General features: G+C 60.1%; 17 protein-coding genes. 5 read left to right on the forward strand and 12 right to left on the reverse strand.

What is annotated here, in order from left to right; translation table 11 throughout:
* Positions 1-114: 114 nt before the first annotated feature.
* Both T9A_RS11600 and T9A_RS11605 read left to right on the forward strand, forming a co-directional pair.
* Positions 115-1,014: a fatty acid desaturase family protein gene (locus T9A_RS11600; RefSeq protein WP_035248550.1), complete on the forward strand. Its 900-nt coding sequence runs from the start codon at positions 115-117 to the stop codon at positions 1,012-1,014.
* Between the two features lie 399 nt (positions 1,015-1,413).
* The gene (locus T9A_RS11605; RefSeq protein ID WP_035248552.1) at positions 1,414-2,721 is read left to right on the forward strand and encodes an OmpP1/FadL family transporter; all 1,308 of its coding nucleotides are present in this window, start codon (positions 1,414-1,416) and stop codon (positions 2,719-2,721) included.
* A 69-nt stretch (positions 2,722-2,790) separates the two neighbouring features.
* Here T9A_RS11605 and T9A_RS11610 read toward each other — a convergent pair whose 3' ends face one another.
* The 5 genes from T9A_RS11610 to T9A_RS11630 all read right to left on the reverse strand — a co-directional run bounded on the left by T9A_RS11610 (position 2,791) and on the right by T9A_RS11630 (position 6,199).
* A complete protein-coding gene (locus T9A_RS11610; RefSeq protein WP_035248554.1) occupies positions 2,791-4,404 on the reverse strand; it encodes a PepSY-associated TM helix domain-containing protein in 1,614 nt (537 codons plus the stop codon).
* Positions 4,401-4,658 (reverse strand): hypothetical protein, encoded by a 258-nt coding sequence (locus T9A_RS11615; RefSeq protein WP_035248556.1) that lies wholly within the window; start codon positions 4,656-4,658, stop codon positions 4,401-4,403. The genes T9A_RS11610 and T9A_RS11615 overlap by 4 nt, the downstream gene beginning before the upstream one ends.
* Positions 4,655-4,924, reverse strand: a complete 270-nt coding sequence (locus T9A_RS11620; protein WP_035248558.1) for a hypothetical protein — start codon at positions 4,922-4,924, stop codon at positions 4,655-4,657. The genes T9A_RS11615 and T9A_RS11620 overlap by 4 nt, the downstream gene beginning before the upstream one ends.
* A 61-nt stretch (positions 4,925-4,985) precedes the next feature.
* Positions 4,986-5,588 carry a hypothetical protein gene (locus T9A_RS11625; protein WP_035248559.1) on the reverse strand — a complete coding sequence of 201 codons (603 nt, stop codon included), beginning with the start codon at positions 5,586-5,588 and terminating at the stop codon, positions 4,986-4,988.
* Positions 5,588-6,199, reverse strand: a complete 612-nt coding sequence (locus T9A_RS11630; protein ID WP_035248561.1) for a hypothetical protein — start codon at positions 6,197-6,199, stop codon at positions 5,588-5,590. The genes T9A_RS11625 and T9A_RS11630 overlap by 1 nt, the downstream gene beginning before the upstream one ends.
* A 260-nt stretch (positions 6,200-6,459) precedes the next feature.
* Between T9A_RS11630 and T9A_RS11635 the strand changes: the two genes are divergently transcribed.
* On the forward strand, positions 6,460-7,158 hold the full coding sequence (locus T9A_RS11635; RefSeq protein WP_035248563.1) for an HNH endonuclease: 699 nt from the start codon (positions 6,460-6,462) through the stop codon (positions 7,156-7,158).
* A gap of 45 nt (positions 7,159-7,203) precedes the next feature.
* Here T9A_RS11635 and T9A_RS11640 read toward each other — a convergent pair whose 3' ends face one another.
* Positions 7,204-7,434 carry a hypothetical protein gene (locus tag T9A_RS11640; RefSeq protein ID WP_035248566.1) on the reverse strand — a complete coding sequence of 77 codons (231 nt, stop codon included), beginning with the start codon at positions 7,432-7,434 and terminating at the stop codon, positions 7,204-7,206.
* 212 nt (positions 7,435-7,646) lie between these two features.
* On the opposite strand from T9A_RS11640, the gene T9A_RS11645 reads away from it, so the two are divergent.
* Together T9A_RS11645 and T9A_RS11650 are read left to right on the forward strand one after the other, a co-directional pair.
* On the forward strand, positions 7,647-8,741 hold the full coding sequence (locus tag T9A_RS11645; RefSeq protein WP_035248567.1) for an alpha/beta fold hydrolase: 1,095 nt from the start codon (positions 7,647-7,649) through the stop codon (positions 8,739-8,741).
* On the forward strand, positions 8,707-9,390 hold the full coding sequence (locus tag T9A_RS11650) for a class I SAM-dependent methyltransferase (protein WP_232222093.1): 684 nt from the start codon (positions 8,707-8,709) through the stop codon (positions 9,388-9,390). The genes T9A_RS11645 and T9A_RS11650 overlap by 35 nt, the downstream gene beginning before the upstream one ends.
* A gap of 425 nt (positions 9,391-9,815) precedes the next feature.
* Here the strand turns inward: T9A_RS11650 and T9A_RS11655 are convergent, their stop codons facing one another.
* The 6 genes from T9A_RS11655 to T9A_RS11680 form a co-directional block, all read right to left on the reverse strand.
* Positions 9,816-10,406: a GNAT family N-acetyltransferase gene (locus tag T9A_RS11655; RefSeq protein ID WP_035248572.1), complete on the reverse strand. Its 591-nt coding sequence runs from the start codon at positions 10,404-10,406 to the stop codon at positions 9,816-9,818.
* A gap of 323 nt (positions 10,407-10,729) precedes the next feature.
* Positions 10,730-11,473 (reverse strand): sulfite exporter TauE/SafE family protein, encoded by a 744-nt coding sequence (locus T9A_RS11660; RefSeq protein WP_084573489.1) that lies wholly within the window; start codon positions 11,471-11,473, stop codon positions 10,730-10,732.
* Positions 11,473-12,270: an SDR family NAD(P)-dependent oxidoreductase gene (locus T9A_RS11665; RefSeq protein WP_035248574.1), complete on the reverse strand. Its 798-nt coding sequence runs from the start codon at positions 12,268-12,270 to the stop codon at positions 11,473-11,475. The genes T9A_RS11660 and T9A_RS11665 overlap by 1 nt, the downstream gene beginning before the upstream one ends.
* The gene (locus tag T9A_RS11670; protein WP_035248576.1) at positions 12,267-13,205 is read right to left on the reverse strand and encodes an SDR family oxidoreductase; all 939 of its coding nucleotides are present in this window, start codon (positions 13,203-13,205) and stop codon (positions 12,267-12,269) included. The genes T9A_RS11665 and T9A_RS11670 overlap by 4 nt, the downstream gene beginning before the upstream one ends.
* Positions 13,187-14,095, reverse strand: coding sequence for a bile acid:sodium symporter family protein (locus T9A_RS11675; protein ID WP_052042898.1), 909 nt, complete (start codon positions 14,093-14,095; stop codon positions 13,187-13,189). Before T9A_RS11675 ends, T9A_RS11670 begins: the two co-directional genes overlap by 19 nt.
* Position 14,096: 1 nt before the next feature.
* Positions 14,097-15,389, reverse strand: a complete 1,293-nt coding sequence (locus tag T9A_RS11680; RefSeq protein WP_035248578.1) for a flavin-containing monooxygenase — start codon at positions 15,387-15,389, stop codon at positions 14,097-14,099.
* Between the last annotated feature and the right edge of the window lie 97 nt (positions 15,390-15,486).

Consider the following 15,486-nt stretch of genomic DNA (forward strand, 5'->3'; position numbering starts at 1 on the left):
ACCGCCCCGTCACACTCTGGCCACTTATGCAGGGCGATTGGCCACGGCGGCTATTCTGGTTGTTGTGGGAGCACCGTAGTGTTGAGCCTGATGAAACCAACAAGAGGCGACACCATGGATTCGGCCACACTGAACAAGCAGGCCATTGCCTGCGCCAAGCACTATATGGGGAAAACCGCCTGGCCGACAATATTACTGACCCTGGCCGTGGTAGCCGCATTTGTTGCCACACTCTCTCTGTTTGCCAGCGGCTCCCTGCCGGCCTGGGGTGCTTATCTCTTGGTGGCAGCGCTGACCTATATGTCCTATACGCCGCTGCATGAGGCGGCCCACGGCAACATCCACGGGCAGAATGACAGTCATAAATGGATCAACGATCTGTGCGGGTACCTGGTGGCTCCGATCATTGCGATTCCCTATGCCTCCCACCGCATCGAACACTTTACCCACCACCGCTACACCAACCAGCCGGACAAGGACCCGGACTTCATTATCAGCGGAATGCAGAAAGGGCCGCTGGGTTTACTGGCCGCCGGACTACGTTTCCAGTGGGTGCAGAATACATTTTTTGTGCAGCACAGCTGGGCCAGCGCGTCGCTGAAAGAAAAACTGATTTATTGCGCCGAGCTGGTGGCATCGCTGGGCTGGCGGATTGCCTTTCTGGTCATGGTGGATCAGCCCGGCACGGTGGCGGTGATTCTGCTCGGCTATTATACCGGCGGACTCTTCACCGCCTACTGGTTTGCCTATCGTCCGCATCACCCCTACAAGGTCAGTGAGCGCTATCGCAATACCAACAGCCTGATCATGCCCCGCTGGATGAAACCGCTGGAGTGGTTCTGGCTGGGCCAGAACCTGCATTCCATCCATCACTTGTTCCCACGAGTGCCGTTTTACCGGTACCACGCCCTGCACCGGGACATCGAGCCGATTCTGCAGGATCAGGGCACGCCCATCATCGGGATATTCACCCGCAAGGCCGTTAACCAGCCCGGCAGACGTCCCGGCCTGTAGATCCCTGGCAAGGCGGACAGCCTGCCTCTGGCAACAGCAAATTCTCCATTGTCCCATTCCGGCGCGGCAGCACCATCCATTGCCGCGCCCATTCCTCCTCGCAGTCCCGACCATTGCATCCGCAAATACCTGAATGGCGCCGAAACGGGTTTCCTCCCGCCCACGCTGACTGTCCCTCATTCCACCATTCCGCAACACCAGCAAGCCCTCACACGCAGAGCCAAACAGCGGTAAACACTCAATTTACTCCCGAACCACCTTCACAACAATAAACATCATGTTTCCGCAATAATGACGCTTTTATCCTGTTTTTTCGGCGATATTGACGATAAACACTCTGTAATAATTTGTGTCCGAATGTTAACTTGCGCGCGCAAAAAACAACTCGGGAAAGCTATCATGAAGTATTCGAACAACGTCCTGCTGGCAGCAGCCATTGCCGCGGCTTCCGGCCAGGCCCTGGCCAACGGCCTGGCCCTCAACGAACAAAGCGCCAGCAGCGCCGGCTCCGCCTACGCCGGTCGCGCTTCCAGCGCTGCCAACGCCAGCACCCTGTATGGCAACCCGGCCGGCATGAGCCGCCTCAAGCGCGCCGAGATCAGCGGCGGCCTGGCCTTTATTGACGCCAGCACCGACATCCGTAACCCCCAGGGAAAACTGGGCCAAGGCGGCAGCAACGACGGTGACATGGTGCCCTTCACCACCATTCCGTTTGGCTATTACGTCACCCCGCTCAACAACCAATGGCATGCCGGCATCGGCGTGTACGCCCCCTTTGGCGTCATCAGTGATTACGAGGATGGCTGGCAAGGCCGCTACAACGGCCTGAAAAGCGAAGTGCAGGTGGTCACCATCCAGCCCACCCTGAGCTACGCCTTCACCGACAAGGTATCCGTAGGCTTTGGCCCCACCTTCAACCGCATCGACGGTGCCCTGAGCAGCAATGTGCCGAACGCGGCCGTGCCCGGCCCAATCCCCGGCAGCGGCGATGCCGAGGTGGATATCGAAGGCGACGATCTGGCCGTGGGCTATACCCTGGGCCTGCTGGTAGCAGTGAACGACCGGCTGGACTGGGGCCTGACCTATCACTCCAAGACTGACTACTCACTGGAAGGTCGCACCAAGGTCAGTGGCGCCAACGGCATGCTGGGCCCGATCCCACCCAATCCGATGATTCCCACCGGCCTGCCCGGGCTCAATGGCAGCTACGATGCAGAACTGGACATCACCATGCCGGAATCCGTGGATACCTCCGTCAGCTTCCGGGCCACCGACAAACTGACTCTGAACCTGGGCACCACCTGGACCCGCTGGAGCCGCCTGAGGGGTATTGAAGTGAACAACAGCGGCGTACACCCGGCCTACGCGGGCAGCTTCGCCACCATTTCCGAAGAGCTGAAATGGGAAGACACCTGGGCAGTTGCCTTCGGCGGCGCCTACCAGCTGAACCCGCAATGGGTGGTGCGTGCCGGCTACGCCCGGGACAACTCGCCCACCAACGATGCCCACCGCACCGTGCGGATTCCGGTCAGCGACCGGGACATCTTCACCCTGGGCGCCGGCTGGAGCCCCACCGCCGACCTGACCCTGGATGCGGCATACGCGTATCTGCAAGAGAAGAAGGGCAAGGTGGATCAATCCAGCTACCGGGCGGAGTTTGAAAACAGCGCCCACGGCCTGAGCCTGCAGGCGACCTATCGCTTCTGAAGTGAGGGAGCCTATCGCCAACAAAAAAGGGCCGGATATTCCGGCCCTTTTTTTGTGCAAGCGTCTTCGTTACCTGGCTGAATCCGAGGCCACCGCATCGGCTTCCCGCTCGGTGTCGGTCAGGTGCCTGGGATCGCCCTCGGAGACCTTACCCACCCACAACGGATGGGGCTCGGCCTGACGTATCCGCTTGCGGAACTGGCGGCGCACCACCCACAGGCAGGCCGCCACGGCCAGCAATACCAGATTGATCAGCCGGTTATCCGCTTCCAGCCAGGCATGGCTGCCTTCCAGTACCGTCTGCAACAGGGGTATGGAGAGATAGCAGAACGGCGCAACACGAAGCATCTGACTGCTGAATCGCAGCGGCGACGCGCGCAGACTCCAAGCCACCAGCAACACCAGAATCACGGCAAACACACCCCGTTCAGCCAGGGCCACCAGCCCGCTCAACGGGGTATGCGGCAACAGCTTGCTGACCAGGAAGCTGAAAGCAACGCCGATCACCACACCCGCACAGACCCCCAGAGTCAGGCGCAACAGAAAGGCCGAGGATCGCCCCGGGCCGGTGCGATCCGAACGGCGCTCGCACCAGAGAATATTGCCGGAGACAAACAGTAGCGAGCCCAGCAGCCCCAGGAGGAAATACAACAGTTTTACCAGCAGGCCGCCGTAATCACCGAAGTGCAGGGAGTAAACCGGTGACAGGCTGGCAAAGTTGAGGCTGCGCTGCCCCGGCGCAATCACGCGCAACGGCCCCAGAGTCGGGTCCAGCACCACATGGGCATGATGCCCCACATACCCCGGCACGGAGCCGGCCACATCAATCCAGCCGGCGGCATCGCCATAGCCGCGGATTTCCAGCCAGTCCACGGTCAGTTCCGGCAGCTCATTACGGGCGGCGGACAGCACATCGCCCATGCGCGGCATGATTACGGTGTTGCCCTGGCTCTCCACCGCCGACCACACTTCGGTTTGCTCGGTGATCACCCCGCGCAACTGGGGCCCGAAGACCAGCGCCCCCAGCAACACCGCCACCACGGTAAACATGCCCATGGCAGCACCGGTCACCGACATGATCAGATGGAACGGGAAGCTGATAATGCCGATCACGTTGTGCAGGTTTTTCCAGTAACGGCGCATGTTGCCCTCGTGCTTGAGAGCAAAGAATTCCTTGCGGATTTTCGGCCAGTGGATCAGCAGCCCGCTGAAAAGCGCGACCCCATACATCACCGAAATCAGCCCCATGAATGTCATGCCGATATTGATCGGCCAACCGGGATTGGGAATACCCAGGGCAAAATGCAGTTCATTGATAAAATCCGCCAGCGCCGAGCGGGGAGTCGCTTCGTGCACCCCTTCGGCATTGAAATCCGTGGCGTGGGCGGTGACCCAATCACTGTCGGCGGACTCAAACCACATCACACCGGGATCGTCATCGTCAGGAAGCAGGTACAGACGCTTTCGGGCATCCGGGTACTGTTCGGTGACACGTTCCAGCAGCCGGTCCATGCCCATGGGCGTGGCGGCCTGCTCCGCGAAATGTGGCTCCTGCCAGTGATGCAGCTCGTGGTGAAACACATTGATGGCGCCTGCGAAAAAGGCCACAAACAGCGCCAGGCCGCTGGCCATGCCCAGCCAGGCATGCAGATCGATCATCCGGCGCAAACGCTCTCCTTTCATGCGCCCACCCCGTATAGCGGTGTAGCCTGCAGGACCAGCCAGGCAGCCAGGTTACCGACCACCAGGGCGATCAGCGGCGGCCAGGTCTTTGCCGGCAGGGCCACCAGCAACGCCAGAAGCATCCATAGCACGATGGCCGCAATCAGTTGCAGCACCAACCATCCCTGCCAGGGCATCGGCAATGCCGCCGCCAGCAGCCCGATCAGCATCAACGACAAGGGAAGGCTGAGCAGAACGCCCAGAAAATATCTCATCCGCGCAGCCCCCGCTGGAAGCTGTCACGGTAATGCCCGGCCATCAACGGCAACAGCATCGCCGGCAGGGCAAACACCCAGAGCCCCACAAAGAGCCCGACACCCACCCCCAGAGTCACCATCCAGAGGACAGCGGAAGCAGCCAGCAACAACAAGGCCAGCAGCCGCGACAGCCCCGGAAGTGGCTGATCCAGCCAGCGCTGCTGGCGATCACTAAGATAAAAAAGGACAACACTGGCCAGGGTGGCCAGAACGGCAAACCACATGGGAAAAGAACCCTGAAGAACTGATAATGGTTCTCATTTAATAACAGTCCGGCAGGCCCCGTCAATCCGTGCGGACACCCCCCTCCTCACGCAGCGGCAGCAAGTGCTGGGTGGCCTCACTCAGTTTGGCGGTAGACAGCTGGTTCCAATCCACCGCGCCCCGATCCGGCATCCACACATCCCGGAATGCCGCCGCATCGGCCAACGCCATTTCCGGGGTCAGCATGGCCACACCGTGGTGATCGCCGGCAATCCCCCCGGCCTGTCGCACCGCAGCCCACCAGGCCGGTGGCCGCCAGCGCAGGGCCACGCCCGGCAGGTTGCAGTTCAATTCACCCTCCGACACACAGCATTCCAGCAGTGTGTCGCGCTGGGCACTGAGACCCTGCCGCCACAGGACCGAACCTGCCACCATCACCAGTGAGGGAAAAGCCCGCAACAAGCCACGGCAGCGATCCACCTCATCCAGTTCCTCGCCCAGTATTACCTTGAAGAAAACCGGCCGCGGCGGCGCCACCTGCTTGATGACGCCAGCTTCCAGCCAACGCAATGCCACATCCAGCGCCTGGTCTTCCTCTCCGGGCAGCAACTGCTTCAGGTCTGACAGGGCAAACACCCGCGGCAGACTTTCCAGAGCCGGGGCCAGTCGATTCGCTGCCAACATTAACGGTCCACCAGGTTAGCCAGAGGTAACTGCAGACCCAACCACTGGCGCACCGTCATTACCCGATGCAGAAGATGGCAAATGGCGGTCAACCGGCGCGGCTCGGGCAACCCGCTGCTGCGCAGGCCAGCCACTTCTTCCAGTTGTCGTTGCAATCTGTTGATCTCTCGACTGCGGCTTTCCGTGGGGCGCTGGTACTGGGCCAGCCGCAGGGTCAGCAGCTGCCCCTGGAGATCGTCCTCAAGGGCCGCATAAGCCCGTTCGATCAGGCTGTGGCTGGTCAGGTGGCGCAGCATCCCTGAAGAATGGCGACGACGTCCACCACGACGAACCGGACTGACAAACACCGCCAGCAACCCCACCACACGGTGCAACAGCGGCAACCAGGTAGCCCCTCTACGAGTCGCCTGCAGATACCACCACCAGGCCCGCAAGCGACCAATGTCCTTGCGCAGCATTCGCACCCTGGCGTAGTGGCGCCCTTCACCGCTGGAGGCATAACTGGCGCGATATACCGCCAGATACTCACCCAGCGCCTGAAGGCGATGTTCTACGGCGGTAAGCGCCAACTCCTGCTGACGCCACCGATCCGTTTCCGTTTGGCTTCCCATAGCCGAGACTCCTGCAACTGCTACTACTCAAAATGCACTGCAAACAACGCCCTGGACAAACCGCACGCATGAAGCGGCTACAGCCCGGCAGCTTCACTCTAGCGACGAGCCGGAGCTATCCACAGTGGAATTTCGTTTTGCCTCGTTGCCGTTTGTATCTTGCTGCTATCGGACTATTGCCTTAATTTGCACTGCAAGATATCGCCTACATATTAGCGTGGTAATATCCTGATCATATTGCTGCTCTCTGGACTTCCCTTTTGCTCAATCGACTCTTTGCTGGTTTCCTGATCGTTATCGCCAGCCTCGCCCACAGCCACCCCGGCGGCCTGGACAAGCAGGGCGGCCACACCAACCGGACCACCGACCAGTATCACTGCCACCGTGAACCCTGCCTGACCCTGCATCGCCAGCAACAACAGGCGGAACAGGAAGCCCGCCAACAGCAACGGGCCTTTTCCGGCCTCTATGAGCGTAGTGACTGGCCCCACTGGCTGGATGAGGATGGCGACTGCCAGGACACCCGCGCGGAGATCCTGATTGCCACCAGCCAGGTGCCCGTGACCTTTACCCGGGATGATCGATGCACCGTGGCCCGCGGACGCTGGCACGATCCCTACAGCGGAGAGACCTTTACCGCCGCAGGCGACCTGGATATCGACCACTTGGTGCCACTGCGCCATGCCCACGGCCATGGTGGCGATGGTTGGGATGAACGCCATCGGCGCCAGTTTGCCAATGATCCGGGCAATCTGTTGCCCGTCTCTGCCAGCGCCAATCGCAGCAAGGGCGCGGGCAGCCCGGACCAGTGGCTACCGGAAAACCGGGATTACTGGTGCCAGTACGGGCAGCACTGGCAACAGATCAAACAACGCTACCGGCTACTGATCACGCCACCGGAACAGCAAGCTATCGATAGATTGCTGTCAACCTGCCAGGTGACAGAAAGGCACCCATAAAAAAAGCCGCCCGAAGGCGGCTTTTTCAGCATGTATCCGCTGCCATTACTGCTCGGCGGCGTCTTTCATGCTCTCGGCTGATTCTTCAGCGCTATCATAGGCATTGTCGAGATCTTCGCCCATTTCTTCCATGGGACCTTGCGGGTTCATGGAGTCTACCGCTTCGTCCACTTTTTCACCGGCCTTTTCCACCGGCCCGTCGCTGCTGTCGCAACCCGCCAGCAGGGCGGAAGAGGCAAACAATGCTGCTAAAGCTGCTTTACCGAAAGTATGCATAGACTCACTCCTTGAAATATCAGTCATTAAGACAATCCAGACTGTATCGTCATCATGGGCCGCACACCAAGAACAAACACGCAAAGCGCGGGCATTTTACGAATCATTACGTTGCCAGCCCAATACGCCGAAGGATTTTTACGCAGCCACGCCCGTCGTTTCCGACAGACTGGCAGCGCCCTGCTATGATGCAGGCAAGATAAGGAGAACCCATGAAGCAAATAGGCCGAAATGTGGGCGGGCTGGCGCAACTGGTTACCCGTGTGGGCAACGAAATCACCCAGGTGGTGCAGGATATTCATGGCACCGTAGCCAATCCGTTCGGCCTGCGCGGCAACGACTACACCCCCGCGCCGATGGTCTACAACCTGATCCGTTACGGCTTTCGCCAGGCGGGCAATGTGGCAGGCATGGCGGACTTGCTGGCGGACCCCAACCGGGAACTTCGTGACAGCCTGGACCTGCAAAGTATCGTCAACGGCATTTTCGGTCAGCTGCTGGCCGAACAGAATAGCCCCTACTCCCTGCCGATGGCTCTACTGCCCACCGGTCCGGTGCAGGGCGACACCCTGGTGGTGTTTATCCATGGCTTGTGTATGAACGATGCCTGCTGGAACAACCCGGCGGCTGATGCCTTCAGCCACTGGGCCCGCGGTGAGATGAAAGCCGATGTGCGCTATCTGCGCTATAACACCGGCCTGCACATCTCCGACAATGGCCGCAAACTGGCCGGGCTGCTGGCCCATACCGCCCTGCCCCGGCGGGTCATCCTGATTGGCCACTCCATGGGGGGGCTGGTGGCCCGCAGCGCCCTGCATCAGGGCCGCCAGCGCGGCGACGCCTGGACCGACAAGGTCACTCACCTGGCCTGCCTGGGCTCCCCTCATCAGGGCGCCATGCTGGAACGCGCCGGCAATCAGGCCAACCGCCTGCTCGGCGCGACTCCCTACTCCCGCCCTCTGATGCGGCTGGCCAATCTGCGCTCCGACGGCATCCGCGACCTGCGCTTTGGTTATGTGCTGGAAGACCAGTGGCGGGACCGTCCCCTGGACGAATCACGCCCCAGCAGCAAGGTGCCGCTGGATAGCCAGGTGGAGCAACTTTTCATTGCCGGCAGTGTCAGCGAACCGGGCCACCCACAACCCCGCGGCGACTGGCTGGTAACCGTGGACAGCGGGCTCGCCACGCGTCTCTATCCCCAGGCCGACGGGCTCACCCGAGAGCTGTTCTACCAGATGGGCCATATGACCATGATCGAGGAAAGCCGCACTTATGCGCGCATCCAGCGGTGGCTGGAATCAAGCTGATATGCTGCATTGCACGCTCTGCGGCAACCTCGCACAACCGTTTGCCCAGCTGGATGTCCGTGACTTTTTTCGTTGCGGCACCTGCCAGCTGACCTTTGCAGACCCAGCCACACTGCCAGACCCGGAAACGGAAAAAGCCCACTATGACCATCACGACAATACCCCCGGGGACGCCGGCTATCGGCGATTTCTGTCACAGCTGGCGGACCCGCTATGCGAGCGCCTGAAACCCGGCGATTGCGGCCTGGACTTCGGCTGCGGACCGGGCCCGGCGCTGGCACAGATGCTGAACGAGCGCGGGTTTGCCTGTCGCACCTATGACCCGATCTACGACCCGGATCCGGCACCGCTGGATCAGCAATACGACTTTGTCACCTGCACGGAAGTGGTGGAGCACTTGCACCGCCCTGAACGGGAATGGCAGCAATTCGCCCGGCTGTTGAAACCCGGCGGCTGGCTGGGCATCATGACCCACTGGCTGGTCGACGATAACGCCTTTGCCCACTGGTATTACCACCGCGACCCGACCCATGTGTGTTTCTGGCAGCCGGACACCTTCGCCTGGCTGGCCCGGAAGCAGGGCTGGCACATCACGCTGGTGGACAATCCGGTGGTGTTGATGCAGAAGGCGCCCGACACCGATCGGTAAATAAATGCCCCTAGATCTCGCGTTTCAGATTTTTATCCGGCGCCCTGCATCGAACCTGTCGTTACCCTGCCACCATCACCGCGACACCCACCGCCAGCAATGCCAGCGGCACGATAATCATGGCCTGTCGGGGAAGGCGAGCCGCCCAGTGTTGATGAGTGCGGTAATCACGCTCCATGCCCCCCTTCACAACAAATTCACACTCGAGGCACCGAGTATAGGAGGCACAAGTTGACGGTTAATCGCTCATATAGATGAAAGATTGATGGCAGCGCCACACAAACGAAATACGCAAATATTGCAATATTAAAAACGCGCAAAGCTGCATATCTGGCAGCAGAGAAGAAAACTCGGCAAAAACAGTCATCTACAAACAGACATCCGCCGGCGGATTGCCGCTGAGCCACCCTTTTTCTTAGGCCCGATTAAAGACTGTGTAGCCAGAACTGCATGGCCTTGCGGGTAGGTGTCACCTCGCCCACGTCAGTCCAGTCGAAATGGGCCACCAGCTGCTTCTGGGGGAAATAGCCCCGGCCGCGCCAGAAATCATCCAGCGGGCGATAACTGTCAGGGCGCAGAGGGTGGTCATCCGGGCGCTCCACGGCACAGAACGCCGTGTGCAGAAATCCAAAATCCGCCGCGTACTGCTCGCGTAGATCAAAGAAGCGGTGGCCAACCCCCTCACCCCGATAAGGTTGTAGCAATACCGACTCGCCAAAATAGAATACCGAACCCAGCTCCGCGCCCAGTTGCCGGAACGGTGCCTGAAATTCCTCGTCCGCATCCATTAGCGGCAATGCCGTGGCCGCCCCCACCAGCCGGTTGAACTCCAGCGCCAACACAAAGACGCTGCGATCAGACTGGGCATAGCGATCCAGATAACGACGCTCGTAGTCCCGATCCCCCTCGTACAAATAGGGAAAATCCCGAAATACCTGAATGCGCAGTTCAGCCAGCTCATCCAGCCAGGGCTCTACGGCAAAACCGGTAACCGGACGAATCTCCACATGGGACATGGCAACTCCTGAACATAAACCGGACGACAGGAAACCAATAGCATGATGACAGAGGAAAGGAAAATTGCCTTTTGGGCTACAGAGTGAGGCCATGAGGCACCTGGTCGCTGCCGGGCGATCCAATCCACATCGGGCTGGGTATGGGCTGGTTGTGTTTGGATAGACCTGTCGAGTTCTGAATGGCCTGATCGCCCTACGGTCGATTTCCGCGCAAGCGCGGTTCGCACCTCAAGAGGTACTCCTACAGGGGCTTCGTAGAAATACCGACATCCGGGGAACTTGCCAGACCCTCACTATCCAACGAGCGTAGCTCGTAGCTCATCTCACCCCGGCCAGGCCAGAATCCCCCCGGTCACGGCCAGCACCACAAACACCGCCTGCCGGAATCGCTGCTCGTTGACCCGGTGATGCAACACTTCCCCCACCACCATGGCAACGATGACCACCGGTACCAGCATGGCAATACGGGGCGCTGCTGGCAGCAGGCTGCCATCCAGCAGGAACACCAGGGTGAGCAGGCTGTTGAGAGCCAGCCACACCAGAATCAGGGTGGCGCGGAAGCGTTGCTTGTCCAGGGACAGGCCGCTGAGGGCATAGACCAGCAGCGGGCCACCGGAGGCAAACAGACCATGGGTGATACCCGCCAGAAACATCCACACGCGGGCCCACAGGCCGCCATGGGCTGAGGCAGTCGCGCCACGCCACATTCGCCACAACTCCCGTCCGCTGAACCACAGCACCAGCACACCGAAGGCATTCTTGAGCAACTGGTCTCCCAGCCAGGGACGCAACCCGTAACCGGCCAAAGTCCCCACCACCATCAATGGCAGGATCAGTTTCCACAGGGTGGGCCAGTGAATGGCGCGGCGGTGACGCCAACTCAGGGTGCTGCTCATGACAATATTGAGCGGCACAAGCACCGGCAGAATCTCCGCAATCGGCAACACCAGCGCCCCCAGCGACAGGGCAATGACGATGCTGCCAAACCCGGTGGCGGCTTCGGTGGTGAAGGCCAGAAAGATAAACAGCCCCAGCAGCAGCCAGGGCAGCGTGATCATCTCTGCCATTAATGCGGTTCCAATTCGGAAGCGAACTTGCGCACCATCATGCGCTGGTAGAAGTCCGGCGCCAGTCGCCACAACAGGCTGGCGAACCAGGTAAAACGATCCGGGAACAGGCGCTTTTTCTTGCGGTAATAGGCCTCGAACACTCGCTCTGCCATCCACTCCGGCGTCTGCATGGCACCCACCATGGAACGGGGGTGTGCGGCAGGCTGACCATCATGGCCCAAAGCATTGGTTTCAATAGGCGTGTCGAGGAAGCTGGGATACACCATCAGGATATGCACTCCATACTGCGCCACCTCGCCGCGCAGCACCTCGAAAAACTGGCTCAGGGCACTTTTCGCACTGCAGTAGCCGGCTCGCCCCAGCACCGGCATCCAGCCCGCCATGGAACCGATATTGATGATACCGCCCCCGCTAAGCTTGAGCAGCGGCAAACAGGCCACGGCCATTTCCACCGGCGCCTGCCAGTCCACCGCCATGACCTTGCGGAATACGGCAATGTCAGTCTTGTCCGCCAGGGAACGGTGGGTAATACCAGCATTGTTGATCAGCACATCCAGGCCGCCTTCCTTTTCCTTGAGCAAGGCCACCAGTGCGGTGATGGCCTCACTGTCGGTCACATCCAGCCGGTGAAAAGAAACCCGGGATGGATCCTGACTGGCCAGGGCATCGGCCCGTGCTGCCAGCAGCAAGGCGTTCATATCGGTCATGATGACCCGATGGCCCAGCGAGAAGGCTTGCTGGGACAAGGCCCAACCGAGGCCGGACGCGGCCCCGGTAATCAGTACGGTTTTCATTCATCCTTCCTCTGTTGTTGCCCGGCCATATAGAAGCGAAATACCTGCTCCGAGGTCTTGCGGGGGATATAGCCGAAGTCTTCCTTGAGTCGTCGATTGGCCAGCACCGGCCGGTAGCGCAGGAAATTCACCTGCGCGGGCGTGTAACGGGTAAGGCTCAGGCGGTTGCCGATCCAAAGGGCCGCGCGAATCAGGCCGGCAGGCACGGAGACCACCGGTTTATCCAGCAAACGGCCCAACTCATGAATGCTGAGGGCGCCGTCACCGGCCAGGTTGTAGCGACCGGTTTTGCCTTCCAGAACGCCCTTCTGAATGATCGCCACCACATCCTGATCCCAGATAAAGACAAAGGGCGATGGCGAACCGGCCACCGCCACCAGGCGGGGTTTCTCGAACAGACGGGTAATCAGGTTACGGGTATTGGCGCCCAGCACGGTGCCCGGGCGCAGCACCAGTTGCTTCAGTGCCGGGTGTGTCTGGCGATACTCCGCCAGCAGGGTTTCCACCTGGCGCTTGTGATCCGAGTAGGGAAATTCCGGGTTTCCGCGCAGGGCATCATCTTCATCCAGCCAGGCGGGATTATCCGGGTGATAGCCGTAGGCGGCGCCGGAGCTGGCCACCACCAGTTGTTCCACGCCGGCCGCCACACAGGCATCCAGCACATTGCGGGTACCGTTCACATCGATATCGAAATCCCGGGCCCGGTCGCCGGAATCCTCCAGCACGGCGGCCAGGTGGACCACCTGCTGAATCTGGTGCTCACCCAGCAGGCGCCCCAGATCCGGGTCACGAATATCCATCTCGTAAAACGGAAAATCGGCACTGTCATCCGCGCGAATATCCACCCCTACCACATGGTGGTCCTGGCTGAGTCGGCGAGCCACCTGGCTACCGATATAGCCGGCAGCGCCAGTAATCAGGATACGTCGTCGCATGCGCCCTCCTCACAGCCATGGCCTCGTGACCACCACCAGGCCAGCAACAATCCGGAAATCAGATGCCAGACGCCCCAGAACGCAGCGATCAAGATCATGCCGCTGGCTTGCGGGAAAAACGTAAACAGAATGGCCAGGCCCAGGCCGGAATTCTGAATCCCCACCTCCATGGTGATGGCACGTCGATCCTGCCGGGGCAGGCCCGTGAGCATGCCGGCAAAGGCGCCCATGCCCAGCGCCAGCATATTCTGCAGTACCACCAGAATGACGATGCGATCCGCCGTGGCCAGGAACACATCCATGTTGTTGCTGAACGCCACCCCAACAAACAACAGCAATACCAGCAGCGTGATCACCCGCATGGGCTTCTCGGCTTTGGCGGCAAAACGCGGAAACAGCTTGCCGGTCATCATTCCCACCAGCAGTGGCAGCCCCAACACCAGCACCACCAGGATCAGGATGTTCATGCTGTCCAACTGGATTTCGGTGAGCATGGAACGGGTATTGGGGTTGAGCCAGCCATAGAGGGCAAAGTTGAACGGTGTCATCACCATAGCCACCAGGCTGGAGATGGCCGTCATGCTTACCGATACGGCCACATTGGCCCGCGCCAGCCAGGTCATGATGTTGGAAAACGAACCGCCCGGGCAGGACGCCACCAGAATCATGCCCAACGCCATTTCCGGCTCCACTTCAAAGAACCAGGTGGTCAGGCAGGTGGCGGCGGGCAACAGTACGAACTGGGCAAGCAGACCGACAATGGGGGCATCCGGGCGCTTTAGCACGCGCCGGAAATCCTCACCGGTGAGCGACAGGGACACCCCGAACATCATGAATGCCAGGATGACGTTGAGAATCAGCAGATTCTCGCTACTGAACTGAACCTCCACCTCACACCCCCTGTTTCAGGTCGGCGATGTGGGCGTTGACCGCCTTGCGATAGCTGTCCTTGTGCACGTAGTAGGCCATACGTTCCAGCTTCAGGTAGTCGAAGCCGCCATCCAGGGTCTGTCCGGCTTCCACGCTGGCTTTCTTCTCCAGCTTGTCTGCCTCCGGGTGCTTGTTCTGCCGGGCCTTGATGTAGAGAGCCACCATCTCCGCCTGCTCATTGCGCCCTTCCCAGCCCAGGCCGGCGGCTTCCACCATGCCCATCATGAACAGGTTACGGTTCTGCGGGTGGAACACATTCAGGTATAACTGCGGCGCATCGGCGTTGTGCCAGTTCAGCTCCGAGGCATCGATAAAGGGGTAATCCAGTTTGTAGCCCGTGGCCATCAGGACCAGGTCATAAACCCGGGACTGGCCGTCGGCAAAGGTCACCGTGTCACCCACCACCCCGACAATGTCGCCGTGGGGTGTGATGTCACCATGACCGAGATGGTGCAGTACCAGTGAATTGATCACCGGGTGGGATTCATACATCCGGTATGACGGCTCCGGCAGGCCGTAGTCACTGGGCTTGCCGACAATAAGACGAATCAGCCGGGCATCCAGTCGCTGCTTGAGTCCGCGGGGCAACTTGAGCTTGCCACCGATGCTGTCGGTGGGTTTGCCGCCGATAAACTTGGGCAGGAAGTAATACCCGCGACGTACGGACAGATCCACACTGGCCGCCCGGTGCACCGCGTCCACCGCAATATCACAGGCAGAGTTGCCACAGCCCACGATCAGCACCCGCTTGCCATCAAACACCGCCGCATCGCGATAATCGCAGGAATGCATCAGCTCACCCTCGAACTTGCCAGGCAGGCTGGGCTGGTTGGGTGTGTGCAGGGTGCCATTGGCGATCAGGACACCGTCGAAATAACGGCTTTGCGTTTCCCCATCCCGTTCGGTGGTGATCTGCCAGCCGTCACCGTTGCGCTCCACACGCACCACCCGGGTGGAAAATTCGTAGTGCCGATACAGATCAAAATGGCGCGCATAACTCTGGAAATAGCGCTTCATTTCACTGTGATGGGGATAGGTGGCCACCTCATCCGGCATGGGGAATTCACTGAATTCGGTCATTCCCTTGGAGGAAATCAGATGCGCGGACTGATACATGGTGCTGTGGGGATTATCGATGTCCCACAGGCCACCCACATCGCTGTTCAGATCGAACCCGATGAAAGGAATATCGTACTTGTTAAGATTTCTGGCGGTGGCCAGGCCCATGGGGCCGGCGCCTATCACTGCGTACATGGCTGTCCCGATAACTATTATTATGAACCCGGATCCGGGTTGGCCGAGTTGGACTCAGCATTTGGTATGATGTCTACTCTACGGTCCACCGGGTGCA

Origin of the sequence: Alcanivorax jadensis T9 (genome assembly GCF_000756655.1) — a bacterium.
Classification (GTDB): domain Bacteria; phylum Pseudomonadota; class Gammaproteobacteria; order Pseudomonadales; family Alcanivoracaceae; genus Alcanivorax; species Alcanivorax jadensis.